Origin of the sequence: Nannocystis punicea (assembly GCF_026965555.1) — a bacterium.
Lineage (GTDB): Bacteria > Myxococcota_A > Polyangia > Nannocystales > Nannocystaceae > Nannocystis > Nannocystis punicea.
The window spans coordinates 5,015,321-5,036,845 of record NZ_CP114040.1 but is presented as its reverse complement, the minus strand read 5'-3'; the positions used below and the strand labels follow the sequence as shown (position 1 = coordinate 5,036,845).

Genomic DNA, 21,525 nt, shown 5'->3' with positions numbered 1-21,525 from the left:
CTTGCGCCGGCGACGGCGAGCCGTCATCCTGCCGCCGCATGGCGATGATCTCGAGGAAGAAGCGCCCCTACCGCGTCCAGGAGGGTCTGCGCGGCTACCTCCGCCGTCACGGCCGCCTCGCCGAGCTGCCGGTCTCGTACGCCGATCTCACGCGCTACGACGACGCCACCCCGGTCTACGACAAGCGCGGGCGCGACACATTGTGGCAGTCGGTGCTGTTCCCGGCCTCCATGCGCAAGGAGATCCACCGCGACCTCGTGCGCACCTACGCGGCGATGCGGGTCATGGGCAACGCGGCGCTGATGCAGCACCTCATCACCGACCGCGTCGACGTCTGCACCTACGGCAACACCCAGCCGTTCCGCGTCCGGATCCTCAACACCCTCAACGAGAACTTCGACTACTTCTACGTCAAGCACGCCGACGCCTCGCGGCTCTACGGCCTCGAGCTCGAGGATCTGCTGTCGCCGAGCCGGATCCAGTACATCACCGACGGCGTCACCCTCATCGAGGAGCACATCGCCGGGATTCCCGGCGATCAGTTCATCCGCGAGCACCTGGGCGACTCGCGGATCGAGGCGGTGCGCCTGGCCAAGGAGTTCGTCAAGTTCAACGAGCGCTGCTTCGTGCGCCTCCTCGGCGACATGCACTCGAGCAACTTCGTCGTCAACGTCATCCCCGACCTCGACGAGGTGATGGTCCGGCTGCGCGCGATCGACTTCGACCAGCAGAGCTACGAGGGCCGCTGCAACGTGTACATGCCCAAGTACTACTCGCAGAACAACGCGGTCATCTTCCTCGCCATGTCGTGCATGACGCACGAGTCGGTCAAGCAGTATCAGGAGGAGGAGCACGCGCTGTTGCGGCTGCGCGCGCGCGCGGAGCACGAGGCGCTCGGCGATCTCCTGCACACCATGAGCGACGACGAGCTCGCGCCCGTCGAGAACATCACGCGGCTGCGACAGGAGCTCGCGCATCACCACCGCGACGACCGCTTCTTGCGCTGCGAGTCCATGGGCGAACTCGTGCGCGCCTCGCTCAGTCTGCTCGACTGGGAGTAGGCGTGCCATAGTGGGTCGATGAGCATCGCCCGCGAGTACACCCGTTCGCTGCGGAAGCACCTGCGTTGTCGGGCGGTCTGGCCGCCCCTGCTCGACGTGCAACCCGGCGACTACGGCGTGTTCCGCGGCGGCGTGTTCGTCCGCGTCGGCCACCTCACCACCGACTTCGGCGTCCCCCTCGTCGTCGAACCGGGCGGTCGACGGGCCGACAAGTTCCAGTACCACAGCGAGGGCAGCCGCGGCTTCGCCGGCGCCGCCGAGCTCGCCGTCGGCGACGCCGCCGCCGAGCTCCAGATCGGCCTCTCGCGCCGCTCCTCCTTCTTCGTCTCCGTCGCCGAGCTCGACGTCGATCGCCTCCAGAGCCCGCGCCAGATCGCCCTCGGCCTGCGCGACCGCGACGACTGGCCGTTCCTCCGCTACTTCGTGGTCGGCGAGCTGTTCAAGGGCCGCGACCTGCTCTTCTACGGCTCCGAGGCCGGCGACGCCAGCGTCACCCTGCGCGGCGACCCGCCCGACCTCCTGCGCTTCCAGAAGTTCGGCAAGCTCAGCGGCTCGCTTCAGATCGCCGCCACCGGCGACTGCCGCCTCCAGTACCGCGGCAGCCCCGACGTCACCGCCGCCATCGGCCTCAACCTGTTCCGGATCAAGCGCGTCGGCGTCGCCCCCCTCCGCTACAGCGCCGCCGCCCTGCCCAACGCCTCGACGCTCCTCGCCCGCCGCGACGACGAAGACGATGTCCTCGATCGCCTCGGAGACGAAGACGTCGACCTCGACGACGACCGCCTCGACGACGACACCCAGCTCGCCTGAATGTCATGTCCCAATGAACATGCCCGTAAGAGCATGTCCACAGAAACATTGTTTTACGGTCATGCCTGAATAACCCTGTCGGGCGACCCGGGAAGGTCCGGCGCACGGCGGCGCTCGCCATTCAGGCGGGGCCGGGTCCCGGATCTCGGCGAACGCCGACCGTTCCGCCCAAAGAGAGCTCCCGAGGACGGGGGCCGGGGCGACCTGGCACCGAGTTGCGCAGAACGAGGCAACTGCCGCCTCGAAGCGCCCCGATCGTCACGAAGTTCGAGCACCTGTCTGAGGGGCCAGGTCGCCCCGGACACCGGCCCCGCGACCCTCGCCTCGTATCCATCCGGGACCCGGCCCCGCCGTGCGACGATCGTCATGCATTGACGCATGAAGCCGCGGTCCACGATCCCTCGATCCCCGAAAAGCAAACGGGCCCCGAGGCGACCTCGAGGCCCGTCTGTCGAAGCGAGCGAGCTACGCCCGCTCGAAGATCAGCGCCGAGCCCATGCCGCCGGCCGCGCAGGCCGAGATCAGCCCGAACTGGGCCGACTTTTCGGCCATCTGGTCGAGCAGCTGCATCACCAGGCGGCCGCCGGTCGCGCCGAACGGGTGGCCGAGGCTGATGCTGCCGCCCCACTGGTTGATGAACGTCGGATCGATCTCCCCGACCGCGGCCGGACGGCCGAGCTTCTCGGCGCAGTACTTGGCCGAGCCGAGGCCGTGGATGTTGGCCAGCACCTGGGCGGCGAACGCCTCGTGCATCTCGATCACGCCGATGTCGGACAGCGCCAGGCCGGTCTGGTCGAGCACGCTGGCGACCGCGCTGACGGGGCCCATGAGCAGGTGTTCGAACGGATCGATGGCCGTGTACTGGTAGCCGCGGAGGAGCCCGAGGATCGGCCAGCCTTCGGCGCGGGCCACCTCTTCCGACGCCAGCAGCACCGCCGACGCGCCGTCGGTCAGCGGCGAGCTGTTGCCGGCGGTGACCGAGCCGAGCTCGCGGTCGAACACCGGCTTGAGCTGGGCCAGCTTCTCGACCGTCGTGTCGGGGCGCGGGTGGTCGTCGCTCGTCACGATCGACACCTCCTTGCCGCGCGGCACGGCCACCGGCGCGATGCGGGGCGAGATGAGCTTGTTCTTCCACGCCTCGCCGGCGCGGTGGTGGCTCTGGGCGGCGAACTTGTCCTGGTCTTCGCGCTTGATGCCGAACGCCTTGGCCATCTTCTCGGCCGACTGGCCCATCGTCTGGCCGGTCGACGTCTCGGCGATGGCGGGGGCCACCGGCGCGAGGTCGCCGAGCTTGACCCCGCGGAACGCCTTCAGGCGATCGCTGGCGCTGCGGGCCTTGCTGGCGGCGAACAGCGCGTCGCGGAAGCGGCGGCCGAACTGGATCGGCACGTCGCTGAGCACCTCGGCGCCGCCGGCGAGGATGACGTCGGCCTTGCCGAGCGCGATGGCTTCGGCGGCGGACGTGATCGCCTGGTTGCTCGAGATGCAGGCCATGCTGATCGTGAAGCCCGGCACCCCGGTGGGGAACGCCCCGGCCAGCGCGATCTCGCGGGCGATGTTGGGCGCCCCGACCGGCGGCGAGACGATGCCGAAGATGAGCTGCTGCACGCGTTCGGGCCGGATCTGGGCCCGCATCAGCGTCTCGCGGGCTGCCGCCACGCCGAGCTGCACGGCCGAGCTGCGGATCAGCTGCCCGCCCGCCTTACAAAAGGGCGTACGCGCCCCGGCGACCACCGCGACTCTGCGGACCTGCGAACTCATGCGGCACCTCCCTCATCCTTGTTGAGGCTCGAGAAATTCTTGCCCGACCTGGCCAGCTCGAGGAGCAGCGCCGGGGGCGTGTACGCGTCGCCGTAGCGCTCGCGGAGCTGGGCCAGGCGGCTGACCACCGCGCCCGGGCCGAGCGCGTCGATGTGGCGGAACGGCCCGCCGCGCATCGGCGGGTAGCCGAAGCCGAACACCGCGCCGATGTCCCCGTCGCGGGGCGAGGCGATGATGCCCTCTTCGAGGCAGCGGATCGCCTCGAGCGCCGCGATCAGCGTCAAGCGCTCGCCCAGCTCCTCCGGGTCGCCGGGCTCGGCCAGCGGCGTGCGGCCGGCGAAGAACTCGTAGACCTCGGGGTCGACGCGCTTGCGCGGCTTCTTGCCGAGGAACCCGCGCTCGTGCTCGCCGGGGTAGATGTAGAACCCGCGGCCGTTCTTGCGGCCGTAGCGCTTGCTGGCGAGGAACTGGTCGACCGTGTCGGGCACGACGATGCGCTCCGGGAACGCCTCGGCCAGCGTCTTCGACACCTTCGCGCCGACGTCGATGCCGACCTCGTCGAGCAGCGTGATCGGGCCGACCGGCCAGCCGACCTGACGCGCGCCGCGGTCGACCGCCTCGATCGTGTGGCCGTCCTGGACCATCTGCAGCGCGGCCATCAAGTAGAAGCCGAGCACGCGGGTGGTGTAGAAGCCCGGGCCGTCCTTGACCACGATCGGCGTCTTGCCGATCTGCGCCGCGTAGCGCAGGCAGGTCGCCAGCGTCTGCGGCGACGTCTCCGGCGTCACCACGATCTCGAGCAGCGGCATCTTCGACACCGGCGAGAAGAAGTGCAGGCCGATCAGGCGGTCCTTGTGCTGCAGCTTCGCACCGATCTTGCCGATCGGCAGCGCCGAGGTGTTGGTGGCCAGGATCGTCGTCGACGGGACGAGCGCCTCGAGCTGGGCGAACACGTCCTGCTTGAGGCCGAGGTTCTCGGGCACCGCCTCGATGATGAGGTCCATCGTGCCGAAGCCGGCCAGCTCGAGGCTGCCGCTGACGCGGCTCCTGGCCTTGAAGACATGGCGCTCGCCGAGGCTCTTGGCGCGGCGGTCGAAGTACGCCTTGCAGTGGGCCAGCGCCTTCCCCAGCGGCTCCGGGGCGATGTCGCGGATCCGCGTCTCGATGCCCTTCTCGGCCGAGACCACCGCGATGTCGGCGCCCATGAAGCCGCCGCCGACCATGCCCAGGCGGGAGATCGGCCGGCCCTCGACGACCGCACCCTCGGCGTCCTCGACCTCTTGCTTCTTGAGCGCGTTGCTGCGGCGGAACAGCGACACCAGGTTCTGCGCCACCGGGCCGACCGCCAGCTCGGCGAACGCCGGCGGCTCCTGGGCCAGCGCCTCGTCGAGCGGCAGCGACAGCCCGCGCTCGATCAGGTCGATCGCCACCAGCGGCGCCGGATACAGCCCCAGCGTCTTGCGCTGGACCGTCTTGCGCGCCTGGTTGAAGAGCACCCGCCGGCCGACCGGGTTCTGCTCGAGCAGCACCCGCGCCACGTCGCTCTTCGGGTGCAGGTGCGGCTCGATCTTGTGCGCCGCCAGCAGCCCCGCGGCCCGGCGAGCGGCCGCCAGCAGCGACTCCTCGCTCACCACCTGGTCGACGAGGCCCATCTTCTTGGCCGCGCGCGGCCGGATGTTGCGGCCGGTGAGGATCACGTCGAGCGCCTCGCGCACGCCGATGAGGCGCGGCAGGCGGGTCACGCCGCCGCCGCCGGGGAACAGGCCGAGCATCGTCTCGGGCAGGCCGAGCACCGTCTTCGGCGAGTCGGTGGCGATCCGCCAGGTGCAGCACAGCGCGAGCTCGAGGCCGGCGCCGAGGCAGGCCCCGTGGATCGCGGCGACGATCGGCACCTTCGAATTGGCGATCCGCTTGAGGACCTCGTGGCCCTTGCGGCTGAACGTCTCGACGTCCTTGCGGTCCTTCGCGGTGGCGAACACCTCGACGTCGGCGCCGGCGATGAAGTTGTCGGGCTTGCCCGAGATCAGCACGACGCCGGCCAGGCCGGGCGTACTGTCGAGCTCCGCGAACTGCTCCTCGATCGCGGCGAGCGCCGCCGGAGCGATCGTATTGACCTTCTCGCCCGGGCGGTCGATCGTGATGACCGCGAGGCGGGGCGACACCTCCGGTGGGTCGAGCGTGAGGGTGAACATGGCGGGCGGACATTGACGCGAAGGCCCACCCGGCGCAAGCACAATCCGTCCTGCCGGGCCCGGACTGCCGCCGGCCGCCGGGGTCGGCCGGACCCGGAGCTCGCCCCCGCCCGGCCGCCGCCTCCGGCGAGGTCGCGGCCTCGTTGCTTGCATGACTTTCGGGACATGTCCCTCACGACATGCCCCGAAGTTCATCCCCTCAGGTCGCGGCCGGCAGGGCCGCGCCGGCGCGGATGAGCCGCCGCCGCAGCGCCATGGGCACGCGCGCCTCCCAGCCGGGGACGATGTGCTGCCGCAGGTCGTTGGCGCCGTGGGTGTCCCAGAACACCACCGGTCCGGACACCGCCCCGGCCGCCAGGTCGCGGCGCAGGGCCGCCAGGCACTTGCCGGTGTAGGTCGTCTCGAGCGACAGCCCGCCGCTCGCGGCCAGGGCGACGGCCTCCTCCCCGGCCGCGGTCGGCACCGCGTAGCCGGACCCGACCTGCGAGTGGTCGATCGACCAGGTCACGCCGGCGCGCGCCAGCAGCCCGGCCGGGCCGAGCGCGGCCAGCTCGGGCCGCAGCCCGGCCCTCACCAGCGCGGCGAAGGCCTGGCCGAGCGTGCGCTTCAGCAGCGTCGTCCCGAGGTACAGGCGCTCGAGCGCCGACACCACCCGCACGCGCACCGGCAGGCCCGCCAGCGCCAGCCCGAGCGCCAGCCCGCAGCACGACCCGCACGTGCCCCCGGTGACGTAGAGCGCCTGCGGAGCCGGCAGCACGCCGTCTTTCACCTGCTGCGCGAGCTCGAGCCCGGCCTCGACGAAGCCCAGGCACGCCAGCCCGGTGGTCCCGCCGGGCGGCATGTACACGCCTGCCTGCTCCGGCCTGTTCCACGTGCGATACGCCAGCCACGCCAGCGGCAGCGCCGGTCGCGTCGGCACCGCCCACAGCTTGGCGCCCGTCGACAGCAGCACCGCCAGATCGTCGAGCGTGTGCCTGGTCGGGACCTGGTCGAACACCCAGGCGTGCAGCTCGCGGCCCTGCGCCTGCAGGTGGAGCGCCAGCGCCACGAGGTGGTGACTGCCGATCCCGCCGACCGACACGATCGGACGTCGATCGTCGTACGGCGGGTTGGCGAGCAGCCACTCCAGCTTGCGAACCTTGCCGCCGCCATAGAGTCGGCTGGTCTGATCGTCGCGCTTGACGTAGACCGCGGCGCCTGGAGCATCGAGCCACGGCGCGCGCTCGACCGGGGTCGGCAGGCTCGCCAGATCGAGCCGGGCCGGGGGGTTGCGCAGGAACGGCGAGAGATGGTGTTCGCGCTTCATGGGCCGAGAGACGAGCCGAGCCAGCTTGCCCGAGAGGCGTTACGCCTCGCAGCAAAGATAGGCGAGACCTTCCTCATGAGAGGACTCGGGCCTGAATCACCCCGATGCTGGGTCGCGGCCGCAGGGCCCGGTATGCTTCCAACTCTAATGAAACCTTGCCCGTTCTGTGGGGAGCAGATCCAGGAAGTCGCCGTCAAGTGCCGATACTGCGGCGAGTGGTTGGATCCGTCGCGGCGCCCCGAAGCCGCGCCCGCCGCGGCGCCCGCGTCCTCGGCGTTCGCCAGCCTGTCCTCCTCGCGCGGCGCCGACGAGCGCCCGCTCGGTGACTTCGGCCAGCCCTCGCAGTCCGCGCCCACGTCTGGTCTCTCGCACATGTTCCAGGGGACAGCCGCGCCCGTCAGCGAGCCGCCGCCGAGCTCCAGCCTGGCGAGCGACAGCGTGTTCTCGACGACCCTGCGCGGCGGCATCGCCCCGCTGCCGGCGGAGCCGCGGAGCACCTCTGCCGCCCAGCCGGACCGGCATGACTTCGGCGGCGGATCGCTGTCCCGTCCGGCCGAGCTCGCTCCGCTCGGCGGCGACCTCGACCTCGACGTCCTGCCGGCGCTCACGCCGATCCTCGCCACCCCGCCGCAGCCGCAGTCGCTGCCGCTGCCGCCGCCGCCGCAGCAGCCGATCGCGTCCGCGCCGATCCCCGCGCTCCCGAGCGACGCGCCGCCGTCGTTCCAGGCCCGCCCCGCCGACGAGTTCATGCAGGCGTTCCTCGGCGCGGCCGACCCGGTCGGCGACAGCGGCGGCGACGACGATCTGTTCGCCACGCCGCCCCCGCCCCCGCCCCCGCCGTGGCCGCTGATCGGGGCCGTGGCCGCAGTGGTCGTCGCGGTCGCGCTCTACGCGTTGCGCGGCCCGCTGTTCGGCGGCGACGAGGCGAGCACCGACCCGCTCGCCGCCGACACCGCGGCCGAGCCGCTGCCGGACGCCAAGGCGCCCGAGGTCAAGGCCGAGCCGCCGCCGGAGACCAAGCTCGTCGAGGCCCCCAAGCCGGCCCCCCCGCCGCCCGCGCCGACCGACCCCGCGTTCCTCGACCGCCTCGACAAGGCCAAGGACGCCTACAAGGACGGCAAGCTCAAGGTCGCCTCGACCGCCCTCGCGGAGCTGGCCCAGCAGGCGCCCGAGCACCCCGAGGTCCTGCTGCTCACGGCCCAGGTCCAGCTCGAGCAGGGCAAGATGTCCGAGTCGCGGACCACGGCCGACAAGTGCGTCGCCATCGACCCCAACCTCGCCGACTGCTGGCTCACCCTCGGCGTGCTGCGCCAGGCCGGCAAGGACGACGCCGGCGCGGTGGTCGCCTACGAGACCTACCTGAAGCTGGCGCCGAGCGGCCGCTACGCCCGCGACGCCAACTCGCAGCTGGCCCGCCTCCGCCGCGGCGCCGGCTGAGGCTGTCCGCGCGGGCATGTCTGTGAGGACATGTCCTTGCGGGCATGTTTTCCTGAGCATGCCTGAACGAGCATGTCTTCCAGGACATGTCCGTTCACTCAGGCGCTCGGGGTCCGCGCGCCGTAGCAGCCGCCGGCCGCATGCGCTCTCCGTGCGTCGCTCAGTGCCGCTCGCAGCCGCTGAACAGCGCCTCGGTGTCCACCCGCCGCAGGTCGCCGTCGGGCACCGCCGAGCGCCCGCTCGTCAGCAGCGCGCACACGCGGGCCCGCTCGGCGGCGCGGCTCGACAGCAGCGTCGCCAGCGACAGGGACGCCTGTCCCCGCTCGAGCTCGGGCCCGCGCTGGTTGACCCGCACCCGCTCGAACCACTGGATCGCCTGGTCGCGCTCGCCGAGCGCCGCCGACAGCTCGCCGGCCTTGAGCGCCGCCCGCGAGGCCTTGGCCGGGTCGCTCTCGAGCGAGCCCTCGTACAGCTCGGCGGCCCGGCCGTAGAGGTCGCGCGCCTCCGCGGTCCGGCTCGCGGCCGCGGCGATGTCGGCGAGGCCGACCAGCGCGTCGCCCACCGGCTCGCGCCGCAGCCCGTCGCGCTCGGCGATCGCCAGCGCCCGCGCGAGGTACGGCTGCGCCTCCGCGTACATGCCCACGCCCACGTAGGCGACGCCGAGGCCGGCCAGCGGATCGAGCAAGTACTGGTGCTCCGCGCCGAGCGACGGCTCGAGCAACGCGATGGCCTCGCGGTAGTGCGGGATGGCCTCGGCGTACGCGCCGCGGCGCAGCGCCACGTCGCCGAAGCCGATCCGCGGGTGAGCGCCGAGCGGGTGGTCGGCGCCGAAGATCGTGGCGAACAGCTCGAGCGCGCGCTCGAACTGCGCCCGCGCCTCGTCGAGCCGCCCGTGGTTGACGTACATGATCCCGAGGTTGTGGTGGACGATCGCCGCCAGCGGGTCCGCCGCGCCGCGCACGCGCAGCGCGTCGATCGCCCGCTCGTAGTGGGATCGCGCCAGCTCGACGCTGCCCTCGCGGTCGTCGTGCAGCGTGCCGATGTTGTTGTGCAGCAGCGCGACCAGCCGCGCCTCGCCGTGCGTGCGGACCACCAGCGCCTCGGCGTACATCACCGACGCCAGCGCCTCGCCGCGCCGGCTCTCGTCGCTGCCCACGACGTACATGTGAATCACCGCCGCCTCGGCCGCGACCGCGTATTGATCGTTGGCGATCCCGAGCCGCACCGCCTCGGCCAGCGCCGCCTCGGCCTCCGCCCCCGGCGTGGCCGCCATCCGCAGCCGCCCGTCGCTGAGCGCCGCCTCGGCCGCCAGCGGCGCGTAGCCGAGCCGCGCCGCCTCCTCGCGCACCTCGGCCGCGATCTTCAGCCCGTCCTCGTAGCGCCCCGTCTGCTCGAGCACGTCGGCGCGGGCCAGCCGGGCCCGCAGCCCCTCGATCTCGCGCACCACGGTCGGATCGTCGGGTAGGACCACTGCGAGCAGCGCGTTGGCGTCGGCGCAGGCGGCCAGCCCCGGCAGCGCCGCGGTCGCTTGCACCGCGTTCTCGACCACCGACGGGTCGGGCGCCGAGAACACCTGGACCAGCGCCGACAGGTGAGCGAGGCGCTGCTCCAGGCACGCGTTGCGCAGGTCGGTCAACCGATCGGTCTGGAGCCCCGACGCGTGCTCCTGGCAGACCGCGCGTCGCTCGTCACGCCACGCCTCGGCGTAGTCGTCGAGGCGGGCGATCACGCGGTCGCCGACGTCGCGCGCGAAGCCCAGGCCGGTGGACTTGAAGGCCCGGCGCAGCTCGACGCGCTGCGGCTCGCCCCACACCGCGTCGAGCCGCTCGCCCGCGACCTCGCAGCGCGGCCCCGCGATCGCCCGCCACGTCCCCGTCGCGTAGCTGGCGACGGCGACGACCACCAGCGCCACGCTGACCGCCAGCACCCGCAGCGGCACCACCCACGGGTCGTGCTCGAGCGCCGCCAGCATGTCGGCCATGCTCGGCCAGCGCGCCTCCGGCGACGGCGACAGCGCCCGCTCGAGGATCCGGAAGAACCGCCGCGGGATCTTCGAGTCGGACGGCGGCGGCGGCACCACCCCGAGCTCGATCGCCTCGCGCAGGAGGATCGCGGTCGCCCCGGCGAACGGGCGCCGGCCGTACAGCGCCTCGTAGAGCGTCACCGCGAAGCTGAACTGATCCGCCCGCGGCCCCGCCGGCTCGCCGCGCCACTGCTCGGGCGGCATGTAGCGCGGCGTGCCGTGCACCGCGGTGTCGTCCTCGCCGCTGTCGGCCTGCGCCAGCCCGAAGTCGACCACGCGCGCCAGGCCCGAGGCGTCGACCACCACGTTGTCGGGCTTGAAGTCGTGGTGCACCACCCCGGCGTCGTGCGCCGCCTGCAGTCCCCTCCCCGCCTGGATCAGCACCGCCAGCCGCTGCCGCCACGGCCGCGGCTCGGCGCGCATCCAGCTCCGCAGCGTCGCGCCGCTGAGGAACTCCATCACCAGGTAGACCTGGCCGCGGAAGTTGCCGACCTCGTACACGCGCACCACGTGCGGGTGCTCCACCTTGGCCAGCGCCTGCGCCTCGCGCAGCAGCGCCGCCTCGCGGCCGTGGCCCTCGCTGTCGGGCAACACCAGCTTGATCGCCACCTTGCGATCGAGGTCGTTGTCGTACGCCGCGTAGACCACGCCCATACCGCCGGCGCCGAGCTGCGACAACACGCGATAGCGACCGATGCTCTGCGGGACCTCGACGGGCTCGGGCGAAGGGCGCGGCGAAGCGGGGGCCTTCTCCCCCGGAACCGTGTCCTCCACGTCACCGGTGCTCACGTTCGTGGATCATACCCCGCCCCGCCGAGCCCTCGCTCAACCGGGCGCACAGGACTCGCGGGCCAGCTTGCTCGCTTCTGCGCGCAGCGGATCGGCCTCGTCGAGGCCACTGGCGGCTCCCTGAGCCAATTCGCAGACGCGTGCGGCCGCCCCGCCGCGCGCCGCCAGCAGCGAAGCGAGCTGAGCCGCAGCGCGGGCGTGGTGGTGCGCATCGGCCTCGCGCTTCTTCGCCAGCACCCGCTCGAACCACCGGAGCGCCGACTCGCGGTCGCCTCGTTGACGCGCCAGCTCGCCGGCCCGCAGCGCCGCGCGCGCCCCCGTCTCGTCGTCCGGGCCGAGCGCCTCGTCGTAGGCCGCCGCGGCCCGCTCGTACAGCTGCTGCGCCTGCGGCACCGCGTCGGCCGCCGCGGAGACGTCCGCCAGGCCCTCGAGCGCCTCGGCGAGGAACTTGTCATAAACCTCCGCCCGCTCCGCGATCTGCACCGCGCGCGCGTAGTACTTCGCCGCCTCGTCGAAGCGGCCCGCCTGCACGTGCGCGTGGCCGAGGCCGACCAGCGGGTACATCAGGTGGCGGTGCTCCGGCCCGTGCGCGCCCTCGAGGAGGGCCAGCGCGCGCAGGTAGCTCGGCATCGCCTCGAAGTGGCGGCCGCGTCCGAGGTCGACGTCGCCGAGCCCGATCAGCGGGTGGGCCACCAGCGGGTGACCGTCGCCGACGATCGCCACGAACCGGTCGCGAGCGCGGGCGAAGTGGTCGTGCGCCGGCTCGAGGCGGCGGCGGTCGAGGAACATCTGCCCGAGGTTGTGGTGCACGATCGCCTCGAGCGGATCGGGCTCGGCCAGCCCGCGCAGCCCCGCGATCGCCTGCTCGTAGCTGGCCTGCGCCTGCTCGACGTCGCCGAGCAGATCGTGCATCGCCCCGGTGTTGTTGTGCAGCAGCGCCGCCAGCAGCCCCGCGCCGCGGGCCCGCTCCACCAGCGCCTCGGCGAACGGCGCCGCCGCCAGCGCCTCGCGCGGGCGCTCGAGGTCGTTGCCGAGCACGAAGATCCGCATGATCGCCGCCTCGGCCGCGGTCGCGTGCAGGTCGTGGGCGATGCCCAGCTTGAGCGCCTGGCGCAGCGCCGCCTCGGCCTCGGCCGCGCGCACCGACGCCATCAACACCCGGCCCTCGCTCAGCGCCGCCTGGGCCTCGAGCGGCGCGTAGCCGAGGCCCGCCGCCTCCGCGCGCAGCTGCTTCGCCAGCGCCAGGCCCTGCTCGTACTGCCCGGTGCGCTCGAAGATGTCGACGCGGCCCAGCTCGCGGCCGACCACCTCGACGCGCTCGGCCACCGCCGGATCGTCGGGCGGCACCGTCGCCACCAGGTCGCTCGAGTCGGCGCACGCGCCGAGGCTCGGCAGCGAGGCCGTCGCCTGCACCGCGTTCTCGACCACCGCCCGGTCGGCGGCCAGGAACACGTCGACCAGCGTCGCCAGGTGGGCCTTGCGACGCTCGAGGCAGGCCACCCGCAGATCGATCAGGCGATCGGTCTGGACCCCGGCCGCGTGATCTTGACAGGCCGCCTGGCGCGCTCCGAGCCACGACTTTGCATACGCATCGATGCGCCCCTTCACGCGCCGCGCGGTGTCTGTCGCAAAGGGCAGGTGCGTCGCCTCGAACGCGCGGGTCATCGCCGCCTCGCGCGGCTGATCCCACACCCCCGCGAGCTTGTCGGCGTCGAACTGACAGCGCTGCCCGCCCTCGACCTGCGACACCGCCACCGCGTAGCTCGCCACCGACGCCACGCCGATGAGCCCCGCCATCGCCGCCACCCGCACGCGCACCTTCCACGGGTCGTGCTCGAGCGCCGCGATCATCGCCGCCACGCTCGGCCAGCGCGCCTCCGGCTCGATCGCCAGCGCCCGCGCGATCGCCTTGAACAGGCGCCGCGGCACCGGCGACTCGAGCGGCGGCGGCGGGACGATGCCGTCCTCGACCTGCAGGCGAATCGCCGCCCACGAGTCGCCGACGAACGGGCGCGCCCCGTACAGCGCCTCGTACAGCGTGATGGCGAAGCTGAACTGATCCGACGTCGGCCCGGCCGGGCGCCCGAAGTGCTGCTCCGGCGACATGTACGCCGGCGTCCCGAGCACGTTGCCCATCTGCGTCAGGCGGATCGACCAGTGCAGCAGATGCGAGCGGTCGAGCGGCTCGGTCCCCGGCGAAGTCGAGTGGCTCGGCGACGGCTCGCCCAGAGCCGTGACCGCCAGCTCCTGGTCGAGCGCCGCGCCGCGAGCCGCCCGTTCGGCCTGCTCGTCGGGGCTGCCTTCCGCCTGCACCAAGCCGAAGTCGAGGACGCGCGCGCGGCCGCCGGCGTCCACCAGCACGTTGTCGGGCTTGAAGTCGCGATGGACCAGCCCCGCCGCGTGGGCCGCCGCCAAACCGCGACCGGCGTCGCAGACCGTGCGGAGGATCAGCTGCCACGGCCGTGGCGCGCTCCTGAGCCACTCCGAGAGCGTCTCGCCCTCGACGTACTCCATCGCCATGTAGATGCCGCCGTCGTGCTCGCCGACCTGGTAGACTTGCACGACGTTGGGGTTCGACAGGCGCGCCATCGCCTGCGCCTCGCGGGTCATCCGCTCGCGCACCGCCGGGTTGTTGAGCAGCTGCCTGCGGACCAGCTTGAGCGCCACCTTGCGCTCGAGCTTGCGGTCGTAGCCGGCGAACACCACGCCCATGGCCCCTTCACCGAGCTTGCGCTCCACGATGAAGGGGCCGATCGACGCGGGGTCTGGGCTCGCCTCGCTCATCCGACCATCTAGGGACCTACCACGATCTTGCCGCTCTGGATCAGGCCGCCGGACGCGAAGTCGGCGCCGCACGCGGGGATGCTGCACCCGATCTGCTGCCCCCCGAGCCGCGTGTTGGCACCGTTCAGGCACACCGCGCCGTCGGGGCCCCACTCGGCCTCGACCACGAATTGACGCTCCGGATCGACGGTCTGAACGCCGACCTGATCGAGCACGTGGACCAACGTCCCGGGCGCCGTGTGCGACACACCGTCGCCGCAATAGTCGGCGCGGACCAGCCGCGTGCACGCCTGATGGTGGTCGCGCAGCTGCGGATCCCACGGCTTATAGCCCCACTCGACGCACTTCGCGAGCGCCGCGTCGCGGCAGGCGAACGTCAGACCGTCGGCAGTGGGAGTCAGGCGGTCGCCGGTGGACGCGTCCCACACATCCCCCAACAGGATCGCCTGCGTCGGCTCCCCGGCGTTGTCGACGCACAGCGGCACCCACTCGTTGTCGTCGACCTTGAGCGAAAGATCGTAGAGCAGGACGTCGGAGCTCGGCGACAGCGGCTCGACGTCGAGGACCTTGACCGTCTTCTTCCGCGACGAGTGGTCCTCGAGCAGGTCGAACTTGATCTTCGTCGAGTCGAGCTGGGTCCCCGAGAACACCTCGTTGGACGTCGTCTTGACGTGCAGGTTGCTGCCCACGAGCCAGCTCGAGGCGATGTTGTACGACTCCTTGCGGAGCTTGATCTTCTCGATCTCGATGTAGTCGGCGGACCCGTCGGGCCCGTTGAGCCGCGTCCCGTTCAGCCGCGTCCCGTTCAGCCGTGTCCCGTTCAGCCGCGTCCCGTTCAGCCGCGTCCCGTTCAGCTGGGTCTCGCGCACGCTCACCGCCTCGTCGCTGCAGCCGCACTCGCCCGCCTGCGGCACGTCGCAGCCGGCGCCCATCGTCCAACTCGCCGCAACCCCGGTCAGCCACGTCATTCGCTTCGACATCGACACCTCCCGCTTCGGCATCGACGCAATATAGCAGCGTGCTCAGCGTTACGCCGCGAACGCGGCGCCGGAGCGCATGTGCGGCGTTATCGTGATCGTCCGCTCAACTTGCGACAGCGTCCACTGTGCATTCCTCGCAGAACGAAGTAGGCGGAACTGGAGCCTGCCATTGCATTGTCAGAGAGGCCCCGACGCGTGCGAGCTCAACCGTCGCTCGCCACTTCCGCTTCCATTCCTTCGAGTTCGGCCTGCGCGACCTCCCAGCGAGCGGTGAGCTCCTCAAGCGCGGTCGCGTCGCGACGATAGCCGTCGAGCAATTCGCTGCGGCGGGCGTTGTCGGCGTAGGTCGCCGGATCTGCGAGCAGGGCGCTGCGACGGCGCTGTTCGGCCTCCAGCGCCGCGATCTCCCCTTCCATCGCGGCGACGCGCTTGCGGAGGGGTCCGAGGACGCGGTTGCGTTCGCTGCGGCGCTCGGCCTCGCGCCGCCTGGCCTCGCGGCCAGGCTTCGCCGGTTCGGACCTGTCCGCCGGGACCTTGTCGTTACGACCTGGCTGTTCGTTCCTGCCCTTTTGGACCTGCTCCGAAGGACGGGTCGGACCGGCGGTCCGGGTCGGGGCCGCGGGCGGCTCGCCCTCGCGGCGGCGGCGGCTCGAGTCCATGTACTCGTCGAGCGTGCCCGGGTAGGTCTCGACCTTGCCGCCCTCGACGTCCCAGATCCGGGTCGCCAGCGCGCGCACGAAGCTGCGGTTGTGGCTGACGAACAGCAGCGTGCCGTCGTAGGTCTTGAGCGACTCGGCCAGGCTCTCGCTCGACTCGAGGTCGAGGTGGTTGGTCGGCTCGTCCATCAGCAGCAGGTTGCCGGGCTTCAGCAGCAGCTTGGCCAGGGCCACGCGGGCCCGCTCGCCGCCGGACAGCACGCGGATCGGCTTGTCGACGTCGTCGCCGCTGAACAGGAACGCGCCGAGGATCGTGCGCACGCGCGTCTGCCCGGCGCTGGGGTCGACGGCGGCGACCTCCTCGAACACGGTGCGCTCGCTGCGGAGCGCGTCGGCGTGGTGCTGCGCGTAGTAGCCGACCTTGATCTTGTTGCCGAAGGTGATGCTGCCGCCGTCGGGCTGCAGCTCGCCGGCGATGGTGCGCAGCAGCGTGGTCTTGCCGGCGCCGTTGACCCCGATGATGCCGATCTTCTCGCCGCGGCGGACGCTGAGGTCGACCCCGTCGAGGACCACCCGCGGCCCGTAGGCCTTGCGCAGGCCGTCGACGCGCAGGCTCTCGTTGCCGGTGCGGTCGCACGGCGGGAAGCCGAAGTGCATCACCTGGCGGCGCTCGAACACCCGCACCTCCTCCATCTTCTCGAGCATCTTGATCCGGCTCTGCACCGCCGCCGCCTTGTTGGCCTGGGCCCGGAAGCGCTCGATGAACTGCTCGGTCTTCTCGCGCTCGCGGGCCAGGTTCTTGGCCTTGTTCTCGAGCACCACCTCTTCCTCGGCGCGCTGGCGCTTGTAGCCCTCGTAGTCGCCGCTGAACTGGCGGATCCCCTCCGGCTCGAAGCTGACCACGCGATCGATCTGCTCGTTGAGGAACTCGCGGTCGTGCGACACCAGCACGAACGCTCGCCGGTAGCGCTTGAGATAGGCCGAGAACCACGCCACCGACGGCAGGTCGAGGTGGTTGGTCGGCTCGTCGAGCAGCAGCAGGTCGGGCTGCTGGAACAGCAGCGACGCCAGCACCGCGCGCATCTTCCACCCGCCGCTGAACTCGTCGAGGTCGCGGGTCGCGTCCTCCGGCTGGAAGCCGAGGCCGGCGAGGATCCGCAGCGCCTCGTGCTCGGTGTACTGGGTGTCGAAGTCGGCGGCCCGCGTGTGCGCGTCGGCCAGCCGCTCCGCCGCCGTCATCATCGTCTCCTCGTCGCCGCCCTGCTCCGCCGCCGCCATCTCGCGCTCCGCCTCGACCAGCCGGCGCTCGAGCTCGGCGCGCCCGGGCACGCTGCCGACGACGAAGCTCGTCAGCGTCTGCCCGCCGCCGAGCTTGAGGTCCTGCGACAGGTAGCCGATCCGCACCCCGCGCGCGTAGCGGATCTGGCCGCGGTCGGTGCCCTGCTCGTTGGCCAGCATCCGCAGCAGCGTCGACTTGCCGGAGCCGTTGGGCCCGATCAGGCCGATCCGGTCCTCGCGCCCGATCCGCAGGTTCAGAGCCTCGACGATGGTCTTCTTGCCGAAGCCCAGCGACACGTTCTCGAACACGACGATGCTCACGGCCGCGGGTTATCGCCGAACTCCGGGGGCGTGCACGCGGCCGTGGTGCGCGTACACTCACGACGCGATGACCACCCTCGACCCGGAAACCCTCGAGCGGCTCAGGCGCCAGGTCCCCCTGCGGCTCGACCGACGCGGTCAGTTCTTCTTCGAGGACGACCCCGTCACCCACCCGGGCGTGCGCGCGCTGTTCCTCCGCGGCCTCGACTGCACCCCCGCCGGCGAGCCCAGCCTGCGGGTGGGCGAGCAGTGGTGCTACCTCCAGGTCGAGGACTGCCTCCTGCGCGTCCTCCGGGTCACCCGCACCGGCGACGGCACCCCGCGGCTCCACCTCGACGACGGCCGCGACCTCCCGCTCGACCCCGACACCCTGTGGGAGGAGCCCGGCCAGGGCCTGCGCTGCACCGTCCCCGCCCAGCACAGCGGCCGCGCCCTCAGCGTCCGCTTCACCAACACCGCCCTCGCCGACCTCGCCCCCTGGCTCGACGACGGCGACCCCGTCGCCCTGCGGCTCGGCGATCGCCGCCTGCCCGTGCCCGCGCACCCGCCGAGCGCGTGACCCGTCCGATCGCGCCGCCGGCCGCATCGACCCCTTCGAGCGGCCCGCCGCCGCGGCCCCGACAACCTGTCCTCACGAACAGCCGCGCCCTTCACCGCCGCGGCCGCGGCCGCGACCTGTCCTCGCGGACCTGTCCCTTCGCACCTGCCCGATGGGGCCTGCTCAATCGGACATGTTCGCGCCGCCAGGCGACTCCTCGTCGTCCTGCTTGATCTTCTTCGACGCCTCCTCGTAGGCCTCGGCCTCCTCCTGCGCCTTCTTCTGCGACGCCAGGATGAAGTCGGGCTCGCCGAGGATCTTCTGCTTGGCCTTGAACTGGTAGGCGTAGAACATCTCGACGTTGTCGTAGATGGCCCCGCACATCTGGTCGCGGGCCTCGCCGACCAGCGGCTCCTTCGTCGCGGGGTCGATCAAACGGGTGGCGAGCCAGGCATCGACCGCCGCGCAGTAGTCGGCGTCGCCGCCCGCGCACACCCCCTTGGCGAGGCGCTCGCACGGGCTGGCGCAGCCGCCGAGGCCGACCGCGAGCAGGAGCGACATGACCCCGAGGACAGGGCGCGACAACGAGCGAACGATAGGAGAAGCGAAGGACATGGCGCGGATGCCGAGGACGCTAGTTTACCGATCCGGACCGGTCAAGCGCAACGCTGGCGGCCCTTCCTCGCCCGACCTCAGTAGCGCGGCACCCCGGAGTCGACCTCGCGCGACCAGGCGTCGATCCCGCCGCGGAGGTTGTAGACCTCGCGGAAGCCCTGGCCGACGAAGAACTCGGCCGCCTGCTGCGAGCGCATCCCGTGGTGGCAGTGGAACACCAGCGGCGTCCCGCGATCGAGCTCCAGGATCTCCGCGCGCGCCGCCTCGTCGAGCAGGCGCGCCCCGGCGATCGCCGCGATGGCCTGCTCCTGCGGCGTGCGCACGTCGAACAGCCGCACCGCCCCTTGCGCGAGCTTGCCCTGCAGCTCGCGCGCCGTGATCGGGCGGACCTGCGCCGGCGCGTTGGGGTTGTCGATGGCGAAGCCCGCCTCGCCGTCGCGCTCGACGAAGTCGATGCGGAGGCCGTCGGCCCGGGCCGCGCTCATGCGATCGAACACGAGCGTGACGCCCTCGACGGTGATCTCGAGGTCGCCGGCCTCGCGACCCTCGACCGCCAGATCGTGCTCGAAGCGCGGGCTGATGCGCACGCGGATCGTCTCGCCCGGGCCCGCCTCGGCGGTGACCTCGCGCAACACCGCGGCTGCGCGTTGGCTGACGTGGACCTGCGGCGGCCTCACCTCCTGCGCCCCGAGCAGCGTCGCCAGCTCGCCCGACGCGTGCATCTCGCGGACGATGTCGGCCCCGCCGACGAACTCGCCGCGGACGTACAGCTGCGGGATCGTCGGCCAGGCCGAGAACTCCTTGATCCCCTCGCGCAGCTCCGCGTCGGCCAGCACATCGACGCTGGTCCAGCGCGGCAGCAGCGAGTCGAGCACCTCGACCACGCCGGCCGAGAAGCCGCACGCCGGGCGGAACCGGGTCCCCTTCATGAACAGCACCACCCCGTCGGCAGCGATGAGCCCCTGGATCCTGTCTCGCAGCGCCTCTGTCAGCGACATCCCGGCAGTGTACTACCGCCCCTCGAACTCGCCTCGCGCCGGCGCGCGTGCGGCTTCTCAGGCACCTGCCCCCCGGCGCGGGCTTGCACCTGCTATCGTGGCGGTAGCATGTCGCGTCGTGCGTCGCTCCTCGCCCTGGTCGTCGCTATCTGCATCAGCTCGGCCTGCAACAGCGACGACCTGCTCGGCGGGCTCGACCAGCCCGACACCACCAGCACCAGCACCGGCACCACCACCACCACCGGCGAACCACCGACCACCGGCGAGCTCACGACCACGACGACCACCACCGGCGGCGACACCACCACCGGCGGCAGCAGCACCACCCTCGCGCCGGAGCCGCCACCGACCTGCGGCGAGCTGCTCGACTGCGTGCTCCCGTGTGCCCTCTCCTTCGACCTCGAGTGCGCCCAGATGTGCGCCGACGGCCTGTCGCCGGAAGAGGCCGGCGAGGCGTTCGAGCTGGCGCTGTGCGTCGGCATGTCCTGCTTCGAGAGCGAGGCTTGCACCACCGAGACCTTGATGGATCCGGTGTGCCTGGCCTGCATCGGCTTCCTCCTCATGGATGACAACCCCGCCGGCTGCGAGGCCGAGGCCGAGGCCTGCGCCGCGCCGGCGCGCGAATGAGAATTCTTGCGCAGCCCGGCCGCGATCGCGGAGATTGGGCCTTCGCGCCCGCACTCGCGCGTTCGGAGGCCGCTTGTCGGCGGGCGTGCGCGCGGCGTATAGATCGCCCCGTGTCGACCTCCGAGGCGATCACTAACGGCGTGCGCGTGCGCGTCGCGTCGCAGTACCTCCCCGAACACTCGCACGCCAACCAGAGCGAGCGGCAGTGGTTCTTCGCCTACACCGTGAAGATCTCCAACGAGGGCATCGACACGGTGCAGCTCGTCAGTCGCCACTGGGTCATCACCGACGCCAACGGCCGCACCGAGGAGGTGCGCGGCGCCGGCGTCGTCGGGGCCCAGCCCGTGCTCGCGCCCGGCGAGTCGTTCGAGTACACCTCCGGCTGCCCGCTCAAGACCGCCTACGGCACCATGCGCGGCACCTACCAGATGGTCACCGACGACGGCCAGCAATTCGACGCCGAGATCGCGCCGTTCGCCCTCAACATCCCCTACGCGGTGAACTGAAATGACACGCCTGTCGCTGGTCCTCGCCTCGCTCACGCTCCTCGCCTGCAGCACCGGCGACGACCCGGCCGACAGCAGCAGCAACAGCGGCGTCACCACGGCCACGCAGGCCACCGATCCGTCGACCACCGACGTCTCGACCCCGACCGGCAGCTCGACCGAGCCGACGCCGACCACCAGCGACGGCACCACGACCGGCGAGGATCCGACCGCCTCGACCTCGACGACCACCTCGACGAGCGGCACCACCGACGAGTCCACCGGCACGACCGGCCCGATCTGCGATCCCGGCCAGGCAGGCTGCGTGTGCGACGGCGACGCCTGCGCCGAAGGCCTCGTGTGCGAGGACGGCCTCTGCGTGCCCGCCCTGGCCTGCGACGGCGACCTCGGCGAGCCCGACGACACCGAGCCGAACGCCCAGGACCTCGGCGAGATCAACGACGACGACGACAACACGGTCATGGCCGACGGCGTGCTCAGCGGCGCCGGCGACGTCGACTGGTTCACCTACCACGGCCTCGACACCTTCGGTCACGTCGCCGAGCCGACGGTCAAGGTCACCTCATCAGCGACCGTGCGCGTGTGTCAGTTCATCGAGTGCGACCAGGGCGGCGCCGTGGGCACCGAGATCACCTGCCCCGAGGGCACGCAGACCGCCCTCTCGGGGGCCCTGCGGCCCGGCTGCTGCGGCGGCGCCACCTTCACGGTGTCCGACTTCAACTGCTCCGGCAGCTCCGACGACATCCAGGTCTACGTGCGCCTCGACATGCCGAGCCAGGACGAGTGCGTCGAGTACGGCCTGGTCGCGCACAACTGACCCGGCCTGTGCCTTCGTCACCTGTC

The 21,525-nt window shown here is 72.0% G+C and carries 16 protein-coding genes; 7 read left to right on the top strand and 9 right to left on the bottom strand.

The features are described 5' to 3' along the window. The first annotated feature begins 38 nt into the window (after positions 1–38). A complete protein-coding gene (locus tag O0S08_RS19490) occupies positions 39–1,061 on the top strand; it encodes a hypothetical protein (RefSeq protein ID WP_269040696.1) in 1,023 nt (340 codons plus the stop codon). Between the two features lie 18 nt (positions 1,062–1,079). Then, positions 1,080–1,871: a hypothetical protein gene (locus O0S08_RS19485; RefSeq protein WP_269040695.1), complete on the top strand. Its 792-nt coding sequence runs from the start codon at positions 1,080–1,082 to the stop codon at positions 1,869–1,871. A gap of 465 nt (positions 1,872–2,336) precedes the next feature. Here O0S08_RS19485 and O0S08_RS19480 read toward each other — a convergent pair whose 3' ends face one another. From O0S08_RS19480 to O0S08_RS19470, 3 genes are all read right to left on the bottom strand, one after another. Further along, positions 2,337–3,632 carry an acetyl-CoA C-acyltransferase gene (locus tag O0S08_RS19480; protein WP_269040694.1) on the bottom strand — a complete coding sequence of 432 codons (1,296 nt, stop codon included), beginning with the start codon at positions 3,630–3,632 and terminating at the stop codon, positions 2,337–2,339. Further along, the gene (locus O0S08_RS19475) at positions 3,629–5,824 is read right to left on the bottom strand and encodes a 3-hydroxyacyl-CoA dehydrogenase NAD-binding domain-containing protein (protein ID WP_269040693.1); all 2,196 of its coding nucleotides are present in this window, start codon (positions 5,822–5,824) and stop codon (positions 3,629–3,631) included. Before O0S08_RS19475 ends, O0S08_RS19480 begins: the two co-directional genes overlap by 4 nt. 199 nt (positions 5,825–6,023) lie before the next feature. Next, a complete protein-coding gene (locus tag O0S08_RS19470) occupies positions 6,024–7,130 on the bottom strand; it encodes a pyridoxal-phosphate dependent enzyme (RefSeq protein ID WP_269040692.1) in 1,107 nt (368 codons plus the stop codon). 147 nt (positions 7,131–7,277) lie between these two features. Here O0S08_RS19470 and O0S08_RS19465 point away from each other — a divergent pair, with 147 nt between their 5' ends. Further along, positions 7,278–8,567, top strand: a complete 1,290-nt coding sequence (locus O0S08_RS19465) for a tetratricopeptide repeat protein (protein WP_269040691.1) — start codon at positions 7,278–7,280, stop codon at positions 8,565–8,567. Between the two features lie 160 nt (positions 8,568–8,727). On the opposite strand, the gene O0S08_RS19460 is transcribed toward O0S08_RS19465, so the two are convergent. The 4 genes from O0S08_RS19460 to O0S08_RS19445 form a co-directional block, all read right to left on the bottom strand. Further along, positions 8,728–11,379 (bottom strand): serine/threonine-protein kinase, encoded by a 2,652-nt coding sequence (locus O0S08_RS19460; protein ID WP_269040690.1) that lies wholly within the window; start codon positions 11,377–11,379, stop codon positions 8,728–8,730. Between the two features lie 36 nt (positions 11,380–11,415). Further along, the gene (locus O0S08_RS19455) at positions 11,416–14,163 is read right to left on the bottom strand and encodes a serine/threonine-protein kinase (protein WP_269040689.1); all 2,748 of its coding nucleotides are present in this window, start codon (positions 14,161–14,163) and stop codon (positions 11,416–11,418) included. An 8-nt stretch (positions 14,164–14,171) separates the two neighbouring features. Further along, complete coding sequence (locus tag O0S08_RS19450) at positions 14,172–15,164, bottom strand: ADYC domain-containing protein (RefSeq protein WP_269040688.1); 993 nt, start codon at positions 15,162–15,164, stop codon at positions 14,172–14,174. A 182-nt stretch (positions 15,165–15,346) separates the two neighbouring features. Further along, positions 15,347–17,398, bottom strand: coding sequence for an ABC-F family ATP-binding cassette domain-containing protein (locus O0S08_RS19445; RefSeq protein WP_269040687.1), 2,052 nt, complete (start codon positions 17,396–17,398; stop codon positions 15,347–15,349). 67 nt (positions 17,399–17,465) lie between these two features. Here O0S08_RS19445 and O0S08_RS19440 point away from each other — a divergent pair, with 67 nt between their 5' ends. Then, a complete protein-coding gene (locus tag O0S08_RS19440; RefSeq protein WP_269040686.1) occupies positions 17,466–17,957 on the top strand; it encodes a hypothetical protein in 492 nt (163 codons plus the stop codon). A 162-nt stretch (positions 17,958–18,119) separates the two neighbouring features. Here O0S08_RS19440 and O0S08_RS19435 read toward each other — a convergent pair whose 3' ends face one another. Both O0S08_RS19435 and grxD read right to left on the bottom strand, forming a co-directional pair. Continuing rightward, positions 18,120–18,497 carry a hypothetical protein gene (locus tag O0S08_RS19435; protein WP_269040685.1) on the bottom strand — a complete coding sequence of 126 codons (378 nt, stop codon included), beginning with the start codon at positions 18,495–18,497 and terminating at the stop codon, positions 18,120–18,122. Positions 18,498–18,628: 131 nt separating this feature from the next. Then, complete coding sequence (gene grxD, locus O0S08_RS51080; protein ID WP_276082607.1) at positions 18,629–19,549, bottom strand: Grx4 family monothiol glutaredoxin; 921 nt, start codon at positions 19,547–19,549, stop codon at positions 18,629–18,631. 108 nt (positions 19,550–19,657) lie between these two features. On the opposite strand from grxD, the gene O0S08_RS19420 reads away from it, so the two are divergent. The 3 genes from O0S08_RS19420 (at position 19,658) to O0S08_RS19410 (ending at position 21,499) form a co-directional block, all read left to right on the top strand. After that, positions 19,658–20,176, top strand: coding sequence for a hypothetical protein (locus O0S08_RS19420; protein WP_269040684.1), 519 nt, complete (start codon positions 19,658–19,660; stop codon positions 20,174–20,176). A gap of 110 nt (positions 20,177–20,286) precedes the next feature. Further along, entirely contained in the window at positions 20,287–20,682 is a 396-nt protein-coding gene (gene apaG, locus O0S08_RS19415) for a Co2+/Mg2+ efflux facilitator ApaG/CorD (protein ID WP_245914005.1), read from the top strand. 1 nt (position 20,683) lies between these two features. After that, positions 20,684–21,499 carry a hypothetical protein gene (locus tag O0S08_RS19410; protein ID WP_269040683.1) on the top strand — a complete coding sequence of 272 codons (816 nt, stop codon included), beginning with the start codon at positions 20,684–20,686 and terminating at the stop codon, positions 21,497–21,499. Positions 21,500–21,525: the final 26 nt, after the last annotated feature.

Coding starts and splice junctions, on each gene's coding strand:
- O0S08_RS19490 (WP_269040696.1), top strand. CDS start 39: ATGGCGATGATCTCGAGGAAGAAGCGCCCCTACCGCGTCCAGGAGGGT.
- O0S08_RS19485 (WP_269040695.1), top strand. CDS start 1,080: ATGAGCATCGCCCGCGAGTACACCCGTTCGCTGCGGAAGCACCTGCGT.
- O0S08_RS19480 (WP_269040694.1), bottom strand. CDS start 3,632: ATGAGTTCGCAGGTCCGCAGAGTCGCGGTGGTCGCCGGGGCGCGTACG.
- O0S08_RS19475 (WP_269040693.1), bottom strand. CDS start 5,824: ATGTTCACCCTCACGCTCGACCCACCGGAGGTGTCGCCCCGCCTCGCG.
- O0S08_RS19470 (WP_269040692.1), bottom strand. CDS start 7,130: ATGAAGCGCGAACACCATCTCTCGCCGTTCCTGCGCAACCCCCCGGCC.
- O0S08_RS19465 (WP_269040691.1), top strand. CDS start 7,278: ATGAAACCTTGCCCGTTCTGTGGGGAGCAGATCCAGGAAGTCGCCGTC.
- O0S08_RS19455 (WP_269040689.1), bottom strand. CDS start 14,163: ATGAGCGAGGCGAGCCCAGACCCCGCGTCGATCGGCCCCTTCATCGTG.
- O0S08_RS19450 (WP_269040688.1), bottom strand. CDS start 15,164: ATGCCGAAGCGGGAGGTGTCGATGTCGAAGCGAATGACGTGGCTGACC.
- O0S08_RS19440 (WP_269040686.1), top strand. CDS start 17,466: ATGACCACCCTCGACCCGGAAACCCTCGAGCGGCTCAGGCGCCAGGTC.
- O0S08_RS19435 (WP_269040685.1), bottom strand. CDS start 18,497: ATGTCGCTCCTGCTCGCGGTCGGCCTCGGCGGCTGCGCCAGCCCGTGC.
- grxD (WP_276082607.1), bottom strand. CDS start 19,549: ATGTCGCTGACAGAGGCGCTGCGAGACAGGATCCAGGGGCTCATCGCT.
- O0S08_RS19420 (WP_269040684.1), top strand. CDS start 19,658: ATGTCGCGTCGTGCGTCGCTCCTCGCCCTGGTCGTCGCTATCTGCATC.
- O0S08_RS19410 (WP_269040683.1), top strand. CDS start 20,684: ATGACACGCCTGTCGCTGGTCCTCGCCTCGCTCACGCTCCTCGCCTGC.